Below are 19,559 nucleotides of genomic sequence, written 5' to 3'. Positions count from 1 at the left end.
CACGGGCGCCGTGGTAGAAGGCGTCATGTCTGGCCTTCCTTTTCAATCCCAACTTCTGCCGGGGGCGGCGTTCGCCTTCGGCTCCGCCTTGCTGTTCGGCCTGACGGCGCCGCTCAGCAAGCTTCTGCTTGACCGGTTCGATCCGCAATTGCTGGCGGGCGTGCTTTATCTCGGCGCGGGCCTCGGCCTTGCGGCGGTCAATTTCGGGCGGCGCGCGATCGGCCTGCCCGGCGCCGAGGCGCCCTTGCGACGGCCCGATCTGCCGTGGCTCGCGGCGGTCGTCATCGCGGGCGGACTGATCGGCCCGCTGCTGCTGATGGCGGGCCTGCAATCGACCAGCGCCGCCAATGGCTCGCTGCTGCTCAATCTCGAAGGGCTGGCGACCATGGCAATCGCCTGGCTGGTCTTTCGCGAGAATGTCGACGCTCGGCTTTTCGCCGGGGCCATGGCGATCCTGGCCGGGGCGGCCGTGCTGTCATGGAACGGCGCGGGCGTGTCGCTGGACAAAGGCGCGGTGCTGATCGCCGGCGCCTGCCTCGCCTGGGGCGTCGACAATAATCTCACGCGCAAATTATCTTCGGCCGACCCGGTGGCGATTGCCGCGATCAAGGGGCTTGCGGCGGGTTCGGTCAATTGCGTCATTGCGCTCGCGCGCGGCGCCGACCTCCCCGGCCCCGTCCCGGTGGCCGCCGCCGCTACCCTCGGCTTTTTCGGCGTGGGCGTCAGCCTCGTGCTGTTCATTCTGGCGCTGCGCCATCTGGGGACCGCGCGCGCCGGCGCCTATTTCTCCCTCGCCCCCTTCATCGGCGCCGTCGCCGCCATCGCGCTGCTGCGCGAACCGGCGACGCCGAGCCTGCTCGTCGCCGGCGCCTTGATGGGCCTCGGCGTGTGGCTGCATCTCGCCGAACGGCATGAACACCAGCACGCCCACGAACCGCTGGATCACGAGCACAGCCATGTGCATGACGAGCACCACCAGCACAGCCATGACGGCGAAGACGTGGTCGAACCGCATTCCCATCGTCATCGGCACAGACGGCTGGCGCATTCCCATCCGCATTATCCGGACCTGCATCACCGCCACGACCATTCGTGACGTGTGCTTGAGGCTAATCGAGCCGGCTCTTGTCCTTCAGCCTCGCCGCATCGCGCCGCTCGCGCAGGACGAGGCCCCAGGCCAGGATGAGAGCCAGCAGCACGCCGAGCGTGATCATCGCCTTCACGAAGGTTTCGGGATCGAGAACCCGGAGCCAGAGCTGAATCAGCGCCACGATCGCGCCGATCAGGAAAAGGCCAAAACCGGCGGGAACCGTCCAGTTCATGTCTGCTCCTCTTCGACGACCACGGCCGTCCCGTAACAGATGACTTCAGTGACGCCGCTCAGGATTTCATTGGCGTCATAGCGCATCATCAGAATCGCGTTGGCGCCGACCGCATCGGCGTGTTCGCACATCATTTCATAGGCTTCCGTGCGGGTGCGCTCGCAGAGATTGGTGTAGACCGAGATACTTCCGCCAAAGAATATCTGGAACGCGCCGGCGATATTTCCAACGACGGAGCGCGAGCGGACCGTGATTCCGCGCACAATCCCGATATTTCGGACCACGCGGTAACCCGGCAGCTCCAGCGCGGTCGTCACACTATTCGGCAGCATCATAGCTCTCCCGACGGCAATGGCGCCGTAAGAGGTCTTGTTAGGGCAATAGGGTTGATTTTCGGTTCCACCGCGCCCGGACGTAGGCCTGCAATCCCTTTGAAGAAATATTGGAACGCCCCACGCCTGTCAGCGAGTTCCCGCCCCCGCCTCCGCCAGGGCTTCGCGCCGGGCGGATTCCAGCTTGACCGCCTTCAGGGTCGCGGCGGCGATCATCCGCCCGCGCTCGTCGGCGCCCCTGCAGCCCTCGGCGCGGCCGCGCGGATCGATTTCGAGCAGTTTCACGCCCTCGGGCGCGAAAGCCGAATCCCGCGCCACGCCGCGCACATGGCCGTCGAGCGGCGCAAGGACGGGAGCCCCCTCGTGGCGCCCGATCAGAAAGCCCTTGGGAACCCACATGCCGATATCGACCGGCGTACGCCAGACGCCCGTGCGGCCGGAATAGACGAAGCGTTCGCGGCCCACGCCGCCAAGCTGGCGCGCCTCGCCGTCCGGCTCTTCCGTCGCTCCGGTCTCGACAAGCGCGCCCGTGCGCGCCGGCCGGGTCTCGACCGCTATGTCGCAATTGGCGCCGACGACGAATTTCGGCCCCAGCCCGACCGTGATCCGCGCCAGGCCACGAAAATCCGGCGTGACGCGGTGCTTCTGCATCCGCGCGTCGATCAGGACGTCGGCCACGCGCAGGGCCAGCAAATCGGTAAGCGAGAGCGGCGACACCGCCACGCTTTTCTTGCGCGCGAGGACCGAAGCGATTTCGAGCAGGCTTTCCGCGCGCCGCCCGACAATGCCGCCGAGTTCGATGTAATCGTCAAAGAGCGCATCGTGGAAGGCCATGCCGCGCCGGATGACGGGCGGATACGGATCATGGCTCATGACCGTCGGATAGCCGGCCCGGATCAGCGCGACCGCGACAGCCGAAGCGATTTCATTCGTCCCCATCACGACAGCGAGACGGCGGCTTTGAAACGAAAAAAGGTTCTGACCGGCTTTCGACATGGGCGACCTCATGCTCTCAACATGTGAATGCAATACATAGGCCAGCCTTTGTGCGGCTTGGAATGAAGGTATAAATCGTTATGTAATTATTTTATCTGTTGCGCGCGTCGCACACGCGACGCGTCATGAACGGTTGGGGCCAAAAGCTGACAAAGCATTCGGGGCTTCGATTCTTTGCGCTGGACCTGAGCGCCGAGCCCCGCGATGGGTCTCAAACTGCCGCCACCATCGGAAATCGCAGCAAAACCGCAACATTTGCTGCGACAAAAAATAAGTTTTTGCCAAGAAAATCCGGATGACAGATGCGCTGCCCCTGCTAAGTTTGCCCCCTGGGTCGTGCGGGCAAATTCTTTTCCCGTACCCAGATCCCGGGAGTTCAAAGAACAATTTTGAGGGAAGACGCCATGATAGCGTTCCGACAGATGGTCGCGGAAATTATACCGCCAAGCAAGACCACGACGCTCGCGGGCTTGCGGCTCGGAGGATTCGGATTCGCGCTGGTTCTGGCCATCGGCCTGACGGAAGGCGCCGCCCAGGCGCAGCAGATCACCGGCTCGCCAGGCGCGCCCAATGCGACGACCACGATCGACGGCCATGTGCTACCCCCCTTTCCGCAGAATTTCGGCGGGCAGATCGGCCTCAACGCCGCCCAATCCAAGCCCTATTGGCCTGCCCGCGTCGTGCCGCCGAAAGACGCTCCGAATATTCTGCTGATTCTGATCGATGACGAGGGCTTCGGCGCCAACTCGACCTTCGGCGGCGTCATCCCGACACCGACGCTCGACAAAGTCGCGGCGCAGGGCCTCCGCTACACCAATTTCCACACCACCTCGCTGTGTTCGCCGACCCGCGCGGCGCTAATCACCGGCCGTAACCATCACTCGGTCGGCTTCGGCGTGGTTTCGGAACAATCGACCGGCTTCCCCGGCTATAATTCCATCATCCCGAAGGACAGCGCCACCATCGGTCGCGTCCTGCTGGAGAACGGCTATCGCACCTCCTGGTTCGGCAAGAATCACAACACGCCGACCTATCAGGCCAGCCAGGCCGGCCCGTTCGACCAGTGGCCGAGCGGCATGGGCTTCGAATATTTCTACGGTTTCGTCGGCGGCGACACGAGCCAGTGGCAGCCGAACCTGTTTCGCAACACGACCGCGATCCAGCCCTTTCAGGGCAATCCGAAGTGGAATCTCGTCACCGCCATGGCCGATGACGCCATTCACTGGGTCGACCAGTTGAATGACATCGATCCCTCGATGCCGTTCATGCTCTATTTCGCGCCGGGCGCCACCCATGCGCCGCATCATCCGACCCCGGAATGGACCAAGAAGATCGGCGACATGCACCTGTTCGACCAGGGCTGGAACAAGGTCCGTGAGCAGATCTTCGCCAATCAGAAGAAGCTCGGCGTGATTCCGCAGGACGCGCAGCTGACCGCCTGGCCGCATGACATGTTCAAGAACTGGGACGAGCTGAGCGCCGACGAAAAGAAGCTCTATATCCGGCAGGCGGAGGTCTATGCCGCCTATCTGGCTTATACCGACAATGAAATCGGCCGCGTGATCGGAGAAATCGAAAGGCTCGGCAAGCTCGACAACACGCTGATCATTTTCATCAATGGCGACAATGGCGCTTCGGCCGAAGGCGGGCTGAATGGCACGCCGAGCGAGATCATGACGTTCAACGCCGTCGAAATCCCCGTCGCGGACCAGCTGAAATATTTTTATGACGCCTGGGGCACGGACCAGACCTATCCGCATTTCGCCGTGCCGTGGGCCTGGACCTTCGACACGCCGTATAAGTGGACCAAGCAGATCCCGTCCTTCTTCGGGGGCACCCGCAACGGCATGGTCGTTTCCTGGCCCAACAGGATCAAGGACAAGGGCGGCGTCCGCTGGCAGTTCCACCATGTGATCGACGTCGTGCCGACCATTCTGGAGGCAACCGGCGTCACTGCGCCGAACATGGTGGACGGCATCGCCCAGAAGCCTATCGAGGGCGTCAGCCTGGCTTATACTTTCGACAAGGCCAATGCGGACGCGGCCACGCCGCACAAGACGCAATATTTTGAAATGTTCGGCGTGCAGGGCCTTTATAACGACGGCTGGATGCTTTCGGCCGTGCCAAAACGCCCGCCGTGGGTGCTGGGCTTCGGCAATGTCAATCTCGACCCGGCCAATTCCTTCCAGTTCGAGCTTTATGACGTCGCCCACGACTGGACCCAGAACACCGACGTCGCCGCCCAGAACCCGGCAAAGGTCAAGGAAATGACCGAGCAGATGTTTGGCGAATTCGCCAAATATCAGGTGCTGCCGCTCGACGCTTCCGTCATCACCCGCGTGGTGGCGCCGCGGCCAGGCCTCGCCGCCGGCCGCAAGGTCTTCAACTATTCAGGCAACCCGGTCACCGGCATCGTCGACAATGCCGCGCCCAACCTGCTGAACACCTCATATACGATCACGGCCGAAATCGATGTCCCGCAAGGCGGCGCCGAAGGCAATATCGTGTCGGAAGGCGGCCGCTTCGGCGGCTATGGCCTCTATCTGCTGAAAGGCAAGCCGGTCTTCAACTGGAACCTGCTCGACCTCAAGCGCGTGAAATGGGAAGGCCCGGACGTTCTAGCGCCGGGCAAGCACACGCTCGTCTTCGACTTCAAATTTGACGGGCTGGGCTTCGCCACCCTTGCCTTCAACAATGTCAGCGGCCTTGGACGTCCGGGCACGGGAACGCTCAGCGTCGACGGTAAGGTGGTTGCGACGCAGACGCTTGATAAGACGATCCCGATCATGCTGCCGATCGATGAAACCTTCGACATTGGCGCGAAATCCGGCACGCCGATCGACGACCGCGACTATCAGACGCCCTTCGCCTTCACCGGCAAGATCGACAAGCTGAACATCACGGTCGAGCCGCCGGTCCTCACCGACGCCGACAAGAAAAAGCTGGCGGAAGGCATGGCGTCGGGCCAGGACGCCAAATAAGGCATAGGCCAAAGCGACGCCGTCACGCCCAGCGTCTGACAATGCGAACAAGCGGCGGCGCCCTTGCGCCGCCGCAATGATTCCTGAAAACGGGAGAACGCCTCATGATATCCAAGCGCGACTTACTGAAATCCGCTGGTTTCACAGCTTTGGCCGCGGCCTCCTACGCGCCATTGAGCGCCCGCGCGCAAACCGACGCTTCGCGTCCCGGCGATCTCTCGGCCAGAGATATCGCGGAAGAAGCGTTCATCTTCGGCCTGCCCATCGTCATGAATTACTCCGTGATGTATCAGATCGCGATCGACCGGAGTTCGAGCCAGTTCAAGGCGCCGTTCAACGAGATCGCCAACGCCCACGAGGTTTTCACCTATAAGGATACCGCAGTCGTCACGCCGAACAGCGACACGCCCTATTCGATGCTGTTCATGGATTTGCGCACGGAACCGCTGGTGCTGTCCGTGCCCGCCATCGATCCGAAGCGCTATTATTCCGTGCAGCTGTTCGACGGCAGCACCTATAATTTCGGCTATATCGGCTCGCGGACGACGGGAAGCGAAGCGGGCGACTATCTTGTGGTCGGCCCTGACTGGAAGGGCGAGATTCCGCCCGGGATCAAGAAGGTTTTCCGATCCGGGAGCCAGCTCGGCGGCGCGATCTACCGCACTCAGCTGTTCGACGCCGCCGATATCGACAATGTCATCAAGGTGCAGTCTGGCTACAAGGTTCAGCCGCTCTCCGCCTTTTTGAAGCAGCCGGCGCCGCCCTCCGCGCCGCCGATCGATTTTCCGAAGATCGACAAGGATTCCGTCAGGGGACTGTTTTTCGAATTCCTCGATTTCGCCCTGCAATTCATTCCCCCCGCGCCCAATGAAGAGGAGATTCGCGCCAGAATGGCGCAGATCGGAATCGGTCCCGGCAAGAAATTCAATTTCGATGACATGACGGTCGAACAGAAGCGCGAAATCGCGCTTGGCATGCAGCAGGGCGCCCGCAAGATAGATGGGGCCGTGGCGAAGCGCGGCGTCGATGTGAACGGCTGGCGCGTCGGCGCGGCCGGCGGCGACGCCGCCTTTTTCAATGGCGACTGGCTCTCCCGCGCCGCATTGGCGAAGGCTGGAATCTACGCCAATGACGCCGAAGAGGCGATGTATCCGATGACCCGCCTGGACGGCGACGGCGAACTGCTCGACGGCGCCGCGCACGCCTATACGCTGACTTTTGCCGCCGACGGCTTGCCTCCGGTCAACGCCTTCTGGTCCGTCACCATGTATGACGGCAAGACCCAGCTCCTGATCCAGAATCCAATTGACCGCTACCTGATTAATTCGCCGATGCTGCCCAATATGAAGCGCAACGCGGATGGCTCACTGACGCTCTATATTCAGAATCAATCGCCCGGGCCGGACAAGGAGCCGAACTGGCTTCCGGCGCCAGCCGGACCGATTTATCTGGTGATGCGGCTTTATTGGCCCAAGACCGAAAAACCCTCGATTCTTCCGCCCGGCAAGGGCGAATGGAAGCCGCCGGTGGTGAAGAAAGTCTCATGAAGCGTGCACCAGCGCGAAAAGCCGCTTCCCGCTTGTCGTAAATTTGCCACGTCGGGGGGAAATGGCGCCCGCCTGTCTCGGATGGTCGTTTCATTCGCGCGGTTATTTTGTCATTCTAAGCGCAAGAAAATCGGCTTTGGTTTGGGAGAGACCGCGTGCGGAAAGTCATATCGAGCGGCGCTGCCGTTCTCGCCCTAACTCTGCCGTTCTCGGCGCCAGCGTTCGCGGCGGATCTTCCGTCGGTCAAGGAAGCGCCCGCCCCCGTATTGGCGCCGATTCCCAGCGGTTGGCGTTTCGAGGCGACGGTCAATGGTTGGATGCCGAGCATGATCGCCAATGTCGGCGTCGCCAGCTTCCCGACCTCCTCGGTCGATGTGGGCTTCTTCAAAATTCTTTCCAAACTCAATGGCGTCGTCCCGCTGAGTCTCATCGCCCGGAACGATAGTTTCATTTTAGGCGTGGACCTCTATTGGAGCGCCCTGTCGGCGGGCTCGCACTTGCGTGGAACGGGAACCCTCGCAAATTTCGGCGGCGTGAACGCCAATCTCCACACGGCCCAAACGATTCTGACCGGTTTCGGCGGCGTGCGGCTCCCGTTTCAAGTCACCAATTTGAGCTTCTACGGGATTGCTGGCGCCCGCTATTTCAACGTCAACAACACGCTCACTTTGAACACCGCTATCCCCGGTCTCGGCCTGTCCGCGCAGCAAGGCAAGGATTGGGTCGACCCGATCATCGGCTTCGCCTCGCGCTACGTCATCAATGAAAAATGGTACGTGGACGCCGAAGCCGACGTTGGCGGCTACAACAAGAGCGTGACATGGCAGACTTTTGCCGCAGTCGGATATAACTGGACGCAGCATATTTCTTCGACCTTGGGCTTCCGCGCGCTTTATGTCGACTATGAAAAGGCCAATAATTTCAATGGCAGCTTCCGCTTCCAGCAGACCCTGCTCGGGCCGCAGGTGACGATCACCTACGCGTTCTGAGCACGGGTTTTCCCGCGCTGGCGCGGCGCGTCTCCAGGGCCAGGCAAGTTTCAAATCTTATTGTCGCAACGACGCGCCCGGACCCCGTCCGGGCGCGATTGTTCATGTTTTCTGCCTCGCTCGGAAATGCTAGGCTCAAGGCCTCTTTCAAACGCCCGATTCTTCATTCAAGCGCATGATTTCTGGCGGCGTGTTTTGAGGCGGACCTTTCATTTTCAAGACGGTCGCCGAAAGAAGGGAGCAAAACCCAAATGTCAAAAATACTGACGCTCGGCCTTTGCCTGGCCATGATGGCTTCTCTAGCCGCGCCCCCGGCGCTGGCGCAAAACGCCCCGCCTCCGCCCGCAGCGGCGCCGGCGGCCCCAAAGCTTGAACCCAAGGCGCTGGACCTGCTCAAGGCCGCGAGCGCGGCGCTCGCGGGCGCGCAATCCGTGACCTTCAACGCCACGTCCACTTACGAGCGCGTGGCCCTGAACGGACAGCCGCTATTCTATAGCTCGGTAAGTCAGGTGGCTCTGCAGCGCCCCGACAAGCTGCGCGTCATCACGCTGGGCGACGGCACGCCGGACGAGTTCTATTACGACGGCAAGACTATGTCGGCCTACATTCCCTCGCTCGAACTTGTAGCCATCGCGGATGCTCCGCCAACCATCGACAAGCTGCTCGACGAGGTCTGGGAAAAGGCCGCGATCTATTTCCCCTTCGCCGATGTGCTCGCCTCCAATCCCTATGCCGAACTCTCCAAGAACCTCCATTCGGCCTTCTATATCGGGCGCTCGATCACCGTCGGCGGAACGACGACCGACATGATCGCCATCGCGGGCGACGACGCCGCCGGGCAGATCTGGCTCGGCGCCGAGGACCATCTGCCGCGCAAGATCGCGGTCGTCTATGCGCATGAGCCTGCGCATGCGCTCTACCAGACGGAGTTTTCAAACTGGAAGCTCGGCGAAAAGGTCGAAGCGACAGCCTTCGCCTCCGAAAAGGCGGCCAAGGCCAAACGCATCGCGTTCTCCCCTCCGGACGCTCCCAAGCCGCCGGCAGCCCCAGAGCCGCCTGCGCCCCCGCAGCCGCCCGTGGACAAGAAGTGAAACCCGGCCCCTTAGGCACAGGAGTTCTTGCGATGAAAAAAACGATCATTGCGATTTCGGCCGCCCTGGCTTTGGCAGCCTCGATGCAGCCGGCTAGCGCGTTTTTTCGCGGCGGCGGCGGCTTCCACGGCGGAGACTTCGGCGGCGGCGGTTTTCATGCCGGCGATGCTGGCGGCTTCGATCACGCAACGGTGGCGGGACCTGACGGCGTGGCCCATGTGAGCGACGCGGGCGGCTATTGGCACGGAACCGCCGCCGGTCCCAATGGCGTTGCGCACGCCAGCGATTACGGCGGCTATTATCACGGGACTGCGGTGGATGGCGGCGGCGTCTATCACACCGGAGGCTATGGCGCTTATTATCATCAGCCAGTGGTGGTCAATAGCTATGGCGCTTATTGCGCCGGCTGCGGCGCGGCGGGCTGGGGCGCGGGCGCTGTGGCGGCGGGAGCGGTCGTAGGCGCGGCGGCTGCGACGGCGGCGGCTTACGCCTGGCCCGTCGGGGCGACCTATGGCTATCTGCCGACGGGTTGCGCCTATCAGGATGTCGCGGGACAGGTGTTTTATCGCTGCGATTCCGGCTGGTTGCAGCCGGCCTATGGCGCCAATGGCGTCTATTACCGGGTCGTTCCCGCCCCGTAATGGCTGAATGTCTGGCGCGCGCGCAAAACATCGCGCGCGCCGAGCCTTACCCGGCGGCGCGCCGCGCCATCGCCGGATTGACGCGCTCGCAGGCCTTCACCCAGGGCGCGGATTTTTCGATCAGCAGCTTGCGGCCACGCACGAGTTGCGCCGGATCCGCGACGAAACGTGCGATCTCCTGCGCCGGGCGCGGCTTGCTGAACAGATAGCCCTGCGCTTCGTCGGCGCCATGTGCGCGCAGGATTTCGAACTGCTCCATCGTTTCGACGCCTTCGACCAGCATGTCGATTTCAAGCTCCTGAACAATCGCCTTGACCGCCTTGATAATCGCGAGCGCCGTTCCGTTCTTCGCCATGTCCCGCACGAAACACTGGTCGATTTTCACTTTGTCGGGGCGGAAACGGCTGAGATAGGCGAGCGATGAATAGCCGGCGCCAAAATCGTCCAGCGCGACCCGCATTCCCATGTCGCGCAACTCATTGATGGTGTCGAGCACGGCCTCGAAATCATGCATCAGCACCGATTCCGTGATCTCCATTTCCAGCCGCGACGCCGGGAATTTCGTTTCCTTGAGCACACGGCGCACGGTGTCGGCGACATTGCTTCGCGCGAACTGGATGCCCGAGAAATTCACCGCCAGCCGCACGTCGCGGGGCCATGATTTCGCGTCATTGCAGGCCTGCCGCAATACCCATTCGCCGAGTGGCACGATGAGGCCCGAATCCTCCGCGATTTCCATGAAGTCCGCCGGCGAGATCAGCCCGCGCACGGGATGACGCCAGCGCACAAGAGCCTCGCAGCTGCAAATGCGCCTTTTGACGAGGCTGACGATGGGCTGGTAATGCACCTCCAACTCGTTGCGGCTGATGCCGATGCGCAGATCCTGCTCGATCTCCTGTTTGCGACGCGCCTCCTCGGCCATCTCCGCGTGGAAAAAGCGGAAGGCGCCCCGCCCCGCGTCCTTGGCCGCGTAAAGGGCCATGTCAGCCGCTTTCATCAGATCGCTGGTCTCGGTCGCATCCTCGGGCGCCATGGCGATTCCGATCGAGGCGCCGATCATCAGTTTCGCGCCTTCGACGTGATAGGGCTCGCTCAAAGTCTCGACCGCGCTGGCGGCAAAACGCGCCGCGTCCTCGCGCGCGCTGAAGCGCAGAAAGACGAATTCGTCGCAGCCAAGCCGAGCAACGACATCTTCCGGATCGGCCATTTCCTGCATGCGTTTGGCGACCCTTTGCAGCAATTTGTCGCCCACCGGATGGCCCAGCGAATCGTTGACATGCTTGAAGCGGTCGAGATCGACCATCATCACGGCGAAAGGCGGCGAGGCCTCCCCGATCGCGGCGGTCGCGCGCTCCAACGATTCTCGAAAACTGGTCCGGTTCGACAGGCCGGTAAGATCGTCCACGCGAGCAACGCGCTCGATTCTCAGTTCGGAGACCCGTCGCGCCGTGACGTCCTCGATCAGCAGCGAGAAACCTTCCGGCGTCGTCTGGAAGGTAAATTCCATGAAGCGGGCGTCGGACAGCTCAAGCGCGACGCATTCGCGCGCCTGCCGTTTCAGGACCTCCGCCGCCGCGTCGCACAGGACATCGGCCGCCGAGGGGTTCCTCAGTCGAAGCCCCAGGCTTTTCCGCAGCATATCCTCGACCGGCGCGTTCCCGAAGGCTGGCTCGGCGAAACGGAACATGCGCAGGAACTGCTGGTTTCCGGCGATCAGCCGCCCCGAGCCGTCGAACATTCCGACGCAATGGCTCATACTATTGAGCGCGATGGTAAAGCGACGCTCGGACTCGGCCGTTTGCGCCACGCCGCGCGTGCGCCGCCGCGTCGCCATGAACAAGGCGAAGCCGAGAGTCAAAGTCGAAGCTATTGCGATGGGCGAATATTTGTCCCAGCTCAGCGCGAGGCCAAGAGCGAACAGGCCAAGCGCGCAGGCGGCCTGCAGATTGGCGAAACGCGGGCGCGACGCCTCGCGCTCCGCCGCCAGGACGGCGTAGCCGACCGTGGAAATGACTGCCGCCGTCCGAATGCTCGCCGGAGTTTCCGTAAGAAAGACTGAAAGGCAGACAAACCCGAGCGCCGCCGCCATTGCTGCGCCGGCGAGGCCGTGAGCTGCGTCAGGAAATTTGGTCGCGCCGCCGCCCAGCCGGCTTTCGAGGCTCTGGACACCGATCTTGACGCCGGCGGCGGCGACGAGCGCCCAACCCGCGAAATTGCTGAGCAGGCCAAAATTGCAGCCGAGCACGGCGCCGCCCAGGGTCAAAGCCGGTGCGGCGTCGAGAAAGGCCCTGCCCTCATTGCGCTCTTTCGCGAGCGCGCTCGCCGGCGCCGGAGATCCAGTCCCGACCGAATTGCGCGATTGGACCAGGGCTATCGTCAACGCACCATCCTTGAGCCGCCGAACAGGCGATCCGGCGACCGGATGAAACGCCGCCAACAGGCCGCGGTTCATCCCTTCCCCGCCGCGCCTCCCGATAGGCGACGCCCTGGCGACGTTAAGGGGCGACGGTAAACAACTGCTCAATTTAAGGATGTAAAATGCATTATTACACGTTTAACGTGTATTATTTCGCCAATGGCGCCGAGTGGGCCTTGAAAAACCGCGTTCACGGCTTTGCATCAACGGGGCCTATGGAAACCGTGATATGGATGCGGCAGTCGTCATCCCGTCAAGAGCCGTTTATAAAAGCTTGAGGCCGGGGTTTCCCGGTCGCCACGGACTTGCGATTGGCGCCGGTCCCTTGTTTGGCGCGCGCTTCGTCCTGGGCCTCCGGCCCTGCGGGCGGCGCGCCTCGGCGAAAGAGGCTCTGATGAGTTTGAAAATCCAGAAAATCGGCGTTGTCGGCGCGGGCACAATGGGCTCTGGCATCGCGCAGGCTTTTGCGGTCTCCGGCTTCCATGTCGTTTTGCGCGATCTGGCGCAGGGCGCGCTCGATCACGCCCGATCCGTCGTCCAGACCAGCCTCGGCCGCCTCGTCTCGAAAAACAAGCTCTCCGCAGCCGACGCCGACGCCGCCCTCGCCCGCATCACGACCACGCTGGCCGTCGAGGATTTGCACGGCTGCGACCTCGTCGTCGAAGCCGTCGTTGAAAAATTCGAGGTCAAGAAGGCCATCATCGGCGAACTCGACCGGGTCTGCCGCGCCGACGCCATCCTCGCCTCAAACACTTCCTCCATTTCGCTGACCAAGATCGCGGCGACATCGAAAATTCCGTCGCGCGTCATTGGCATGCATTTCTTCAATCCCGTTCCGATGATGCCGCTGGTCGAGATCATCCGCGCGATGCAGACGAGCGACGAAACCTGCGCGGCGATCACGGCCCTGGTCGGCGCCATCGGCAAGGACGCGCGCGTCTCCAAGGACTCCTATGGCTTTGTGGTCAATCGCGTGCTGATCCCGATGATCAACGAGGCGGTCAATTGCGTCTATGAAGGCGTCGCCACGCCGGAGGACGTGGACGCCATGATGAAGCTCGGCGCCGCCCATCCGATGGGTCCGCTGTCGCTGGGCGATCTCATTGGCCTCGACATCGTTCTCGACGTGATGGAGACGCTTTACGCCGGCTTCAACGATCCCAAATTCCGCCCCAGCCCTCTGCTAAAGCAGATGTGCGACGCTGGCTATCTCGGCCGCAAGTCGGGGCGCGGCTTCTTCTCCTACGCGAACTGAACACCCGCCGCGCTGCCCTGGCCTCGCCGGGTGGCGCTTACATCAGGAGCGAAAAATGCGCGAACAAGCCATCAAGATCGATCCCTTGCCCAAGGTGTGGGATCCCGACCTCAAGATCGGCGAAATGCTCAAGGGCAAGCGCGGCCTCGTCGTCGGCGTCAGCAACGAGCATTCCATCGCCTTTGGCTGCGCCGCCAAATTGCGCGGCTTCGGCGCGGAACTGGCGCTGACCTATCTCAATGAAAAGGCCAAACCCTTCGTCCAGCCGCTGGCCGATCAGATCGAAGCCAGCCTGCTGCTGCCGCTCGACGTCGAAAAGCCCGGCGAGATGGAAAGCGTTTTCGAGCGCATCGCGGCCGAATGGGGCCAGCTCGATTTCGTCATTCATTCCATCGCCTTCGCCCCGCGCAAGGATCTGCATGGCCGGGTGGTGGATTGCTCCCTGGAAGGCTTCCTGCAGGCGATGCACGTTTCCTGCTATTCCTTCATCGAAATGGCGCGGCTGGCCGAGCCGCTGATGAAACAGGGCGGCGCGCTGCTGACCATGAGCTATTACGGCGCCGACAAGGTCGTGAACCATTACAATGTGATGGGTCCGGTCAAATCCGCCCTGCAGGCCACCACCCGCTATCTCGCGGCGGAACTCGGGGACAAGAACATCCGCGTCTACGCCGTCTCGCCCGGCCCGCTCAAGACCCGCGCCGCAAGCGGCATAGCCGAATTCGACGAGCTGATCGACGCGGCTGTGAAGCGCAGCCCCGCCCATCGTCTGGTCGATATCGCCGAAGTCGGGCGCGTCGCCGCCTTCCTCGTCGGCGGCGCCGCCTCGGGCATGACCGGCGACACGATCTATGTCGACGCCGGCCTGCACAACGTGGCCTGAACGCCCGTCACACCTGTTCTCGCCGCCGCAGGTCCTCGACCGGCGGCGGCATTCTTGTCAGGGATCCACCCGGCTGCCGTCTTCGCGGATGACCTCGCCCGGGTCAGGATAGTTCATCGTTGGCTCTTCGTTGCAGGATGTGACGCCCTCGTTCTTCCAGGGCGAGATGGCGCCTTGCCCGGCAAGTTTCAAAAATCCGGTTTTGACTGCGACGAGCTCGCGGGCGTCCTCGGGCGTCGCGGCGCCCGCCCAAACATGGGCTTTCTCCACCGAATATTTCCAGGACGGATCGTCGGGGGCGATGGGCGAGAGGCGATAGACTGTCATTTCATTTCTCCCGGCAATTATGGCTTCCAATTCATTGAAACATCATGGTTTTGCGGACCGCAGTCGCAACTCCTCGCCATCCAGCAGAAAGCGGCCATAGCCGCAATGGTGCAGGGTGCGGGCCTTGGCCTTCTTCGGGTCGATCCAGGCCCGCACCGCCTCTAGAACGAACAGATTGTAAGCCGTCACGAGCGCGCGATCCACGACCTTGCATTCGATATTGACGATGCACTCGTCGATCAGCGGCGCGGCAACTTCTTTTGCTGGTCTGACCGTGAGGCCGAAACGCCCGAATTTATCGACCTCGCGCCCCGAGCAATTGCCGATGGCCACCACCGTCCCAGCAAGTTCGGCGGGTGGAATGGCGAGCACGCATTCGCCGGTCTTCTTCAGCGCCCGATGCGAGTAATCACCCTCACTGACAACGCAGGCGATCAGCGGCGGATTGAACTCGACCAATATGTGACGGACCTTTACAACTAACACCCGCTAACACCCGCTAACCTCTGAATGCCTTGGTTTACAAGGGCTGCGGCCTTGACGACTGATTAGCCGGATCGCATATAAGGGCCAAGAAACGCACCTAACACCATCCGGGTCGCGTCCGCAAAAGGTCCGCAAAAATCATGGCAATCAAATTCACCGACACCTCTGTCAACGGCTTGAAACCTGAGCCTTCCCGCAAGGACTACCTTGTGTTTGACACCGAAACGCCCTCGCTGGGCGTCCGCGTTTCGTCGTCGGGGCGCAAGACCTTCCTATTCCAGAGCCGCACCAAGGACGGGCGCAGCTTCCGCAAGGCGCTCGGCCGGTTCGGCAACCTGACGGTGATGCAGGCTCGCAACTTGGCCAAGCTGGAATCGGCCGCCATGGTCACGACCTTGGACCCGTTCGCCAAACGCGAGGAGGACAAGGCCATTCTCCGTCAGCGCCGGGAGGCCGACGCCTTCACCCTCGCGGTCCTGCTGGGCGATTGGGAGAAGGCCATGGCCCCCAAATGCCGCCCCAACTCGCTCAAGGTTACCCTCTCGTCCTTGACGCGCGGTTTCGCTGGGCTGCTGGCCAAGCCGGTTGCCGCCATTCAGGTCAAAGATGTGTCCAAGGCCCTGGATCTTGTGCGCGCCAACAGCGGCCCCATCGCGATGCACGCGGCGGCCGTAAGAATCAAGGCGGTGTTTCGCTGGGCTTACAGCGAGGGCCATATTGACGTGAACCAACTGGACGACCGGCTGAAACTGCCCCCGGCCGGTGCAGCCCGCGACCGGTCCCTGACGGAGGAGGAGTTGCACCGTGTTTGGGCGGCGGCTGGTACCCTGTCCCCATTGCGCGCGGCCTATGTCCGCTTCCTGATGCTCACACTGGTTCGCCGCACCGAGGCCCTCGGTTTGCGTTGGGCGGAGATCACCGGGGACGTCTGGCACATTCCCGGCGCACGGATGAAGCAGGCCAAGCCGCATCGGGTGGATCTTGCACCCCCGGCCAAGGACGTGCTGGCCACCCTGCCACGGCATGACACGAGCGACATCGTCTTCACCACGGACGGCCTAAGGGTGATGGGCGGGATGCAGAGGATCAAGGTGGCGCTCGATGAGGCGCTGGTACGGGACGGCGGCCCTGTGATGAAGCCGTGGACCTATCATGATTTCCGCAGGTCGGGGGTCACTTGGCTGGCGAAGAAGGGTGTCGGCGTGGACGTGGCTGACAAGCTTTTGGCCCATAAGTCGTCGTCGCTGTCCTCGGTCGCACTCATCTACCAGCAGCACGATTTCGCCGAGAAGCGCGCCGAGGCCTTGAGGATGTGGGGGCAGTTCCTCGCCGAGGGTAAGGTCGACACCGCCAACGTAATCCCGATGAAGAAGCAGGGCTGAGGCATGAACGAGGACTTCACGATATTCACTATCGCGGATGGGCCGCCCAAGCTGTTGGAGAGCATGGTGCCGTTTTACACCAAGCTGATTGCGATGGTGTGTCGCACGCCGGAGCACAAGAGAGCGGCTTTGGCGGCGCTGGAAGCCCGCTCCATCAAGATCGACACCATCATTTATGGCTGGCCCGAGGCGGCGCGGGAAGCCCCCAAATGCTGAGCTTGGCCATGGTGATGCTGGTCCTCGGCTGGCTGGCCTATGTTCTTGTCATGGCCTCGGGCTGGGCGGTGTGTAGGCTGGTCGTGGTGGTTTGCCGTGTGGCCTTGGCTCTTAGACCACGATCAAGGATAGAGCCAGTATTGAGGGATAATGTTGTGTTGTTCCGGCGTCCTGAATAATACACAATAGTTGCTGAGATACCGCCAATAGGGTATTGTTTGCGTCGGATAAGCAACTACTGAGAACTATTCTGATGACCAAAGAATCCCCAAAGGTAGCGAAGAGTAGGGGGCATCCCGAAACCTTGCAGAATGTTGGGATGGGGCGAGCAAAAGGAACCCCCAACAAGCGCACTCAAGAGCTGCTGGACGAGTTCGAAAAGCGTGGATGGAAACGCGGCCCCATTGAAATGATGGAGATGGCCCACGCCGAGGGAGTTGACCCCGAACTGAAGCTTGCATGCTTGCGCGCCGCAACCGCTTACCTTGAATCGAAGCCCAGCCCGAAACCGCCCCTGCGCTTCATTGAACCGAGTGCAGACTTGCCCAAGCTGGTGACGGCGACGGACGCATCACAATTCGTCTCAAAGGTACTGGAAAAGGCGACTGCCGGGGAACTCGACACCGACGCCGCGAAATTCCTAATCGACGGCGCAAAGGCCTTCACCGAACTGCTCGTTGGTGTTCAGCTGGAAGGAAATATCGCCAAGCTGCAAGCTCTGCTAAGCGGCGATCAATGAGCAACCTCGCCACGGCCAGCCGCCTAGTCCAGTCCATGCTCAGCACGGCCTTGGCCACCCGGAGCGCGCCGGCCCTGCGCACCTTCGCCGCCGTGGACTTTCTCACCGGCCAGCGTGCCGACTTTGCTCGCGCGACCGATGCCAAGGGCCGGATCGTCTCTACCACCATCCAGGGTCAGGGCGAACTCTATACGGACTTCACCCAGCGCGCCCACAATGACGCCATGGTCCACGGCGCCCAGAGGCTGGTCGTGGGCGGCCTCCGGCCTGCTGCCGGGGACGCCACCACCACCCACGCCGACGAAGGCCACCCAGCGCAAGCCCTGCAAGCTGTAGGGTTGCCTAATAGTGTGCTGCGCCTGCCAGACGGCCCCTTGCACCAAGGCCAGATTGACGCCTTGGCCACCATCCAATCCGGACGCTTCACGGCGTTGCGCTGTGGTCGCCGGTTTGGCAAGACCGCTCTCATAACGGCCCTCGCCATCGATGATGCTTTGCTTGGTCGGGCCTGTGGAATCTTTGCTCCCACCTACAAACTCAGTGCCCCGACCTTCATGGCCCTTGACATGGTTCTGGGCGGTGTCGCGGACACGTCCAACAAGAGCGCCGGGTACCTCTCCTTGCCCGGAGGCGGGTCTATTGAATGCTGGTCCCTTGAGCATGAACGAGCTGGCCGGTCCCGCAAGTACCATCGCGTTCTAATTGACGAGGCCGCGTTTGGTGGCCCGGACCTGAGCGACATTTACGACGCGAGTATATTGGCAACTACACTCGATTATTCTGATTTCGCCGGTGATGTTGTCGTGGCTTCAACGCCAAACGGCATCGACGAGTCCAATTTTTTTTATAAGATATGCCACCAGACCGAGCTTGGATTTACGCAGTTCCATGCCCCCAGCTCAAAAAATCCCTTTTTGCCGGCCAAGGAATTGGACAGGCTTTCGCGTGTCCATCACCCGCTAATTTTCAGGCAGGAGTTCCTTGCTGAGTTCGTGGACCTCAGTGGCCTCGCCCTGTTCAGCATCACCAAGCTGCTAGTTGACGGTGTTGCCCCGCCGGTCCCAAAGACCTTTGACATCGCCTTTGCCGTGATCGACTCGGCCGTGAAGGGCGGTAGTGAAAACGATGCGGCGGCCTGCGTCTTCTTCGGCCTCAACGTCCACCTTGAGCCCCGTGGCCTTTTCATACTCGATTGGGATGCCGTAGAAGTTGGAGCTGCTGACGTTGAGCAATGGTTGTTGACGTGCGAGGCACGCCTGCAAGAGCTCACCGGGGACAAGGTCCGGTTGAACGAGCAAGGCATCTACATCGAGGGCGTGGCGTTGGGAGAGATGTTGCTGGCGAAGTTCCCGCACATTTGCCAGCCCATCCCGAGCCATCTTGTGGCCCGTGGTAAAGACCTCCGCGCATTGGCAGCGGAACCCTTGGTCAACGAGGGGCAGGTCAAGATTACCGACCACGCATTCAACAAGACTCTCAAGTTGAAGGGCGTCGTCCGCAACCATTTGCTGGCGCAGTTCGGCAGCTTCAGGGTCGGGGACAAGCAAGCCTACCGGCGTGCCGATGATTTGCTGGACGCGGGGGTGTACGGCATCCTCTTGGCCTACGACCAGAATTGACGGAGATCACCATGTCTAACCCTGTCCAAGTACAGAAGACCCGTGACAACCTCAATGCTTGCCGCGCCCGCGCCACCAAGGCGGAGCGGGATCATTACGCCGGTAAATGCAGCTCAAAGGTCTTGTTGCGGCGTAGACAAGAGCTACAGGCAGCGGTCAACAGCTACACGATGGCCTTGTCTGGCGTCCAACTACCCCATGCCGTCGAGTAAGCCTGTTTTCTATACTCACTATTATTGATTGCCTGTAGTTGTAAAGTCCGTTATACAAGCTTGTAAAGGGCTTTGTACACAAATAACACTGGACATTGCCCACGAACACGGTTTACCCTCCAATA

Annotated in this window: 18 protein-coding genes; 12 read left to right on the top strand and 6 right to left on the bottom strand. The window is 61.8% G+C overall.

What is annotated here, in order from left to right; translation table 11 throughout:
• Positions 1–25: 25 nt before the first annotated feature.
• Positions 26–1,096, top strand: a complete 1,071-nt coding sequence (locus QZ409_RS04135; RefSeq protein ID WP_296707315.1) for a DMT family transporter — start codon at positions 26–28, stop codon at positions 1,094–1,096.
• 13 nt (positions 1,097–1,109) lie between these two features.
• Here QZ409_RS04135 and QZ409_RS04130 read toward each other — a convergent pair whose 3' ends face one another.
• The 3 genes from QZ409_RS04130 to QZ409_RS04120 form a co-directional block, all read right to left on the bottom strand.
• The gene (locus QZ409_RS04130) at positions 1,110–1,322 is read right to left on the bottom strand and encodes a hypothetical protein (RefSeq protein WP_296707314.1); all 213 of its coding nucleotides are present in this window, start codon (positions 1,320–1,322) and stop codon (positions 1,110–1,112) included.
• Complete coding sequence (locus QZ409_RS04125; RefSeq protein WP_296707313.1) at positions 1,319–1,654, bottom strand: heavy metal-binding domain-containing protein; 336 nt, start codon at positions 1,652–1,654, stop codon at positions 1,319–1,321. The genes QZ409_RS04130 and QZ409_RS04125 overlap by 4 nt, the downstream gene beginning before the upstream one ends.
• Positions 1,655–1,783: 129 nt before the next feature.
• Complete coding sequence (locus QZ409_RS04120) at positions 1,784–2,650, bottom strand: xanthine dehydrogenase (protein ID WP_296707312.1); 867 nt, start codon at positions 2,648–2,650, stop codon at positions 1,784–1,786.
• A gap of 404 nt (positions 2,651–3,054) precedes the next feature.
• Here QZ409_RS04120 and QZ409_RS04115 point away from each other — a divergent pair, with 404 nt between their 5' ends.
• From QZ409_RS04115 to QZ409_RS04095, 5 genes are all read left to right on the top strand, one after another.
• Entirely contained in the window at positions 3,055–5,631 is a 2,577-nt protein-coding gene (locus QZ409_RS04115) for an arylsulfatase (protein WP_296707311.1), read from the top strand.
• A gap of 104 nt (positions 5,632–5,735) precedes the next feature.
• Positions 5,736–7,178 carry a DUF1254 domain-containing protein gene (locus QZ409_RS04110; RefSeq protein WP_296707310.1) on the top strand — a complete coding sequence of 481 codons (1,443 nt, stop codon included), beginning with the start codon at positions 5,736–5,738 and terminating at the stop codon, positions 7,176–7,178.
• 155 nt (positions 7,179–7,333) lie between these two features.
• A complete protein-coding gene (locus tag QZ409_RS04105; protein WP_296707309.1) occupies positions 7,334–8,167 on the top strand; it encodes a hypothetical protein in 834 nt (277 codons plus the stop codon).
• Between the two features lie 251 nt (positions 8,168–8,418).
• Positions 8,419–9,258 carry a DUF2092 domain-containing protein gene (locus tag QZ409_RS04100; RefSeq protein ID WP_296707308.1) on the top strand — a complete coding sequence of 280 codons (840 nt, stop codon included), beginning with the start codon at positions 8,419–8,421 and terminating at the stop codon, positions 9,256–9,258.
• A gap of 32 nt (positions 9,259–9,290) precedes the next feature.
• Positions 9,291–9,899 carry a hypothetical protein gene (locus QZ409_RS04095; RefSeq protein WP_296707307.1) on the top strand — a complete coding sequence of 203 codons (609 nt, stop codon included), beginning with the start codon at positions 9,291–9,293 and terminating at the stop codon, positions 9,897–9,899.
• A gap of 46 nt (positions 9,900–9,945) precedes the next feature.
• Here QZ409_RS04095 and QZ409_RS04090 read toward each other — a convergent pair whose 3' ends face one another.
• Positions 9,946–12,279, bottom strand: a complete 2,334-nt coding sequence (locus QZ409_RS04090; RefSeq protein WP_296707306.1) for an EAL domain-containing protein — start codon at positions 12,277–12,279, stop codon at positions 9,946–9,948.
• Positions 12,280–12,709: 430 nt separating this feature from the next.
• Here QZ409_RS04090 and QZ409_RS04085 point away from each other — a divergent pair, with 430 nt between their 5' ends.
• Both QZ409_RS04085 and fabI read left to right on the top strand, forming a co-directional pair.
• On the top strand, positions 12,710–13,570 hold the full coding sequence (locus tag QZ409_RS04085) for a 3-hydroxybutyryl-CoA dehydrogenase (protein ID WP_296707305.1): 861 nt from the start codon (positions 12,710–12,712) through the stop codon (positions 13,568–13,570).
• Between the two features lie 55 nt (positions 13,571–13,625).
• Positions 13,626–14,453, top strand: a complete 828-nt coding sequence (gene fabI, locus QZ409_RS04080) for an enoyl-ACP reductase FabI (RefSeq protein WP_296707304.1) — start codon at positions 13,626–13,628, stop codon at positions 14,451–14,453.
• 57 nt (positions 14,454–14,510) lie between these two features.
• Here fabI and QZ409_RS04075 read toward each other — a convergent pair whose 3' ends face one another.
• Positions 14,511–14,780, bottom strand: coding sequence for a hypothetical protein (locus QZ409_RS04075; RefSeq protein WP_296707303.1), 270 nt, complete (start codon positions 14,778–14,780; stop codon positions 14,511–14,513).
• A 42-nt stretch (positions 14,781–14,822) separates the two neighbouring features.
• Positions 14,823–15,266, bottom strand: coding sequence for a flavin reductase family protein (locus QZ409_RS04070; RefSeq protein WP_296707302.1), 444 nt, complete (start codon positions 15,264–15,266; stop codon positions 14,823–14,825).
• A gap of 140 nt (positions 15,267–15,406) precedes the next feature.
• Between QZ409_RS04070 and QZ409_RS04065 the strand changes: the two genes are divergently transcribed.
• The 4 genes from QZ409_RS04065 to QZ409_RS04050 all read left to right on the top strand — a co-directional run bounded on the left by QZ409_RS04065 (position 15,407) and on the right by QZ409_RS04050 (position 19,222).
• A complete protein-coding gene (locus QZ409_RS04065; protein ID WP_296707301.1) occupies positions 15,407–16,648 on the top strand; it encodes a site-specific integrase in 1,242 nt (413 codons plus the stop codon).
• A gap of 3 nt (positions 16,649–16,651) precedes the next feature.
• Positions 16,652–16,864 carry a hypothetical protein gene (locus QZ409_RS04060; RefSeq protein ID WP_296707300.1) on the top strand — a complete coding sequence of 71 codons (213 nt, stop codon included), beginning with the start codon at positions 16,652–16,654 and terminating at the stop codon, positions 16,862–16,864.
• A gap of 253 nt (positions 16,865–17,117) precedes the next feature.
• The gene (locus QZ409_RS04055; protein WP_296707299.1) at positions 17,118–17,603 is read left to right on the top strand and encodes a hypothetical protein; all 486 of its coding nucleotides are present in this window, start codon (positions 17,118–17,120) and stop codon (positions 17,601–17,603) included.
• The gene (locus tag QZ409_RS04050) at positions 17,600–19,222 is read left to right on the top strand and encodes a hypothetical protein (protein WP_296707298.1); all 1,623 of its coding nucleotides are present in this window, start codon (positions 17,600–17,602) and stop codon (positions 19,220–19,222) included. The genes QZ409_RS04055 and QZ409_RS04050 overlap by 4 nt, the downstream gene beginning before the upstream one ends.
• Positions 19,223–19,559 lie beyond the last annotated feature (337 nt).

It is taken from the genome of Rhodoblastus sp., assembly GCF_019449565.1.
Classification (GTDB): Bacteria; Pseudomonadota; Alphaproteobacteria; order Rhizobiales; family Beijerinckiaceae; genus Rhodoblastus.
The sequence above is the reverse complement of the archived record's forward strand: the minus strand, read 5'-3'. Positions and strand labels throughout refer to the sequence as shown.

What these genes read in the sequence shown, in the direction of transcription:
- QZ409_RS04135 (WP_296707315.1), top strand. Translation starts at nt 26, where the DNA reads ATGTCTGGCCTTCCTTTTCAATCCCAACTTCTGCCGGGGGCGGCGTTC.
- QZ409_RS04130 (WP_296707314.1), bottom strand. Translation starts at nt 1,322, where the DNA reads ATGAACTGGACGGTTCCCGCCGGTTTTGGCCTTTTCCTGATCGGCGCG.
- QZ409_RS04125 (WP_296707313.1), bottom strand. Translation starts at nt 1,654, where the DNA reads ATGCTGCCGAATAGTGTGACGACCGCGCTGGAGCTGCCGGGTTACCGC.
- QZ409_RS04120 (WP_296707312.1), bottom strand. Translation starts at nt 2,650, where the DNA reads ATGTCGAAAGCCGGTCAGAACCTTTTTTCGTTTCAAAGCCGCCGTCTC.
- QZ409_RS04115 (WP_296707311.1), top strand. Translation starts at nt 3,055, where the DNA reads ATGATAGCGTTCCGACAGATGGTCGCGGAAATTATACCGCCAAGCAAG.
- QZ409_RS04110 (WP_296707310.1), top strand. Translation starts at nt 5,736, where the DNA reads ATGATATCCAAGCGCGACTTACTGAAATCCGCTGGTTTCACAGCTTTG.
- QZ409_RS04100 (WP_296707308.1), top strand. Translation starts at nt 8,419, where the DNA reads ATGTCAAAAATACTGACGCTCGGCCTTTGCCTGGCCATGATGGCTTCT.
- QZ409_RS04095 (WP_296707307.1), top strand. Translation starts at nt 9,291, where the DNA reads ATGAAAAAAACGATCATTGCGATTTCGGCCGCCCTGGCTTTGGCAGCC.
- QZ409_RS04085 (WP_296707305.1), top strand. Translation starts at nt 12,710, where the DNA reads ATGAGTTTGAAAATCCAGAAAATCGGCGTTGTCGGCGCGGGCACAATG.
- fabI (WP_296707304.1), top strand. Translation starts at nt 13,626, where the DNA reads ATGCGCGAACAAGCCATCAAGATCGATCCCTTGCCCAAGGTGTGGGAT.
- QZ409_RS04075 (WP_296707303.1), bottom strand. Translation starts at nt 14,780, where the DNA reads ATGACAGTCTATCGCCTCTCGCCCATCGCCCCCGACGATCCGTCCTGG.
- QZ409_RS04065 (WP_296707301.1), top strand. Translation starts at nt 15,407, where the DNA reads ATGGCAATCAAATTCACCGACACCTCTGTCAACGGCTTGAAACCTGAG.
- QZ409_RS04060 (WP_296707300.1), top strand. Translation starts at nt 16,652, where the DNA reads ATGAACGAGGACTTCACGATATTCACTATCGCGGATGGGCCGCCCAAG.
- QZ409_RS04055 (WP_296707299.1), top strand. Translation starts at nt 17,118, where the DNA reads ATGACCAAAGAATCCCCAAAGGTAGCGAAGAGTAGGGGGCATCCCGAA.
- QZ409_RS04050 (WP_296707298.1), top strand. Translation starts at nt 17,600, where the DNA reads ATGAGCAACCTCGCCACGGCCAGCCGCCTAGTCCAGTCCATGCTCAGC.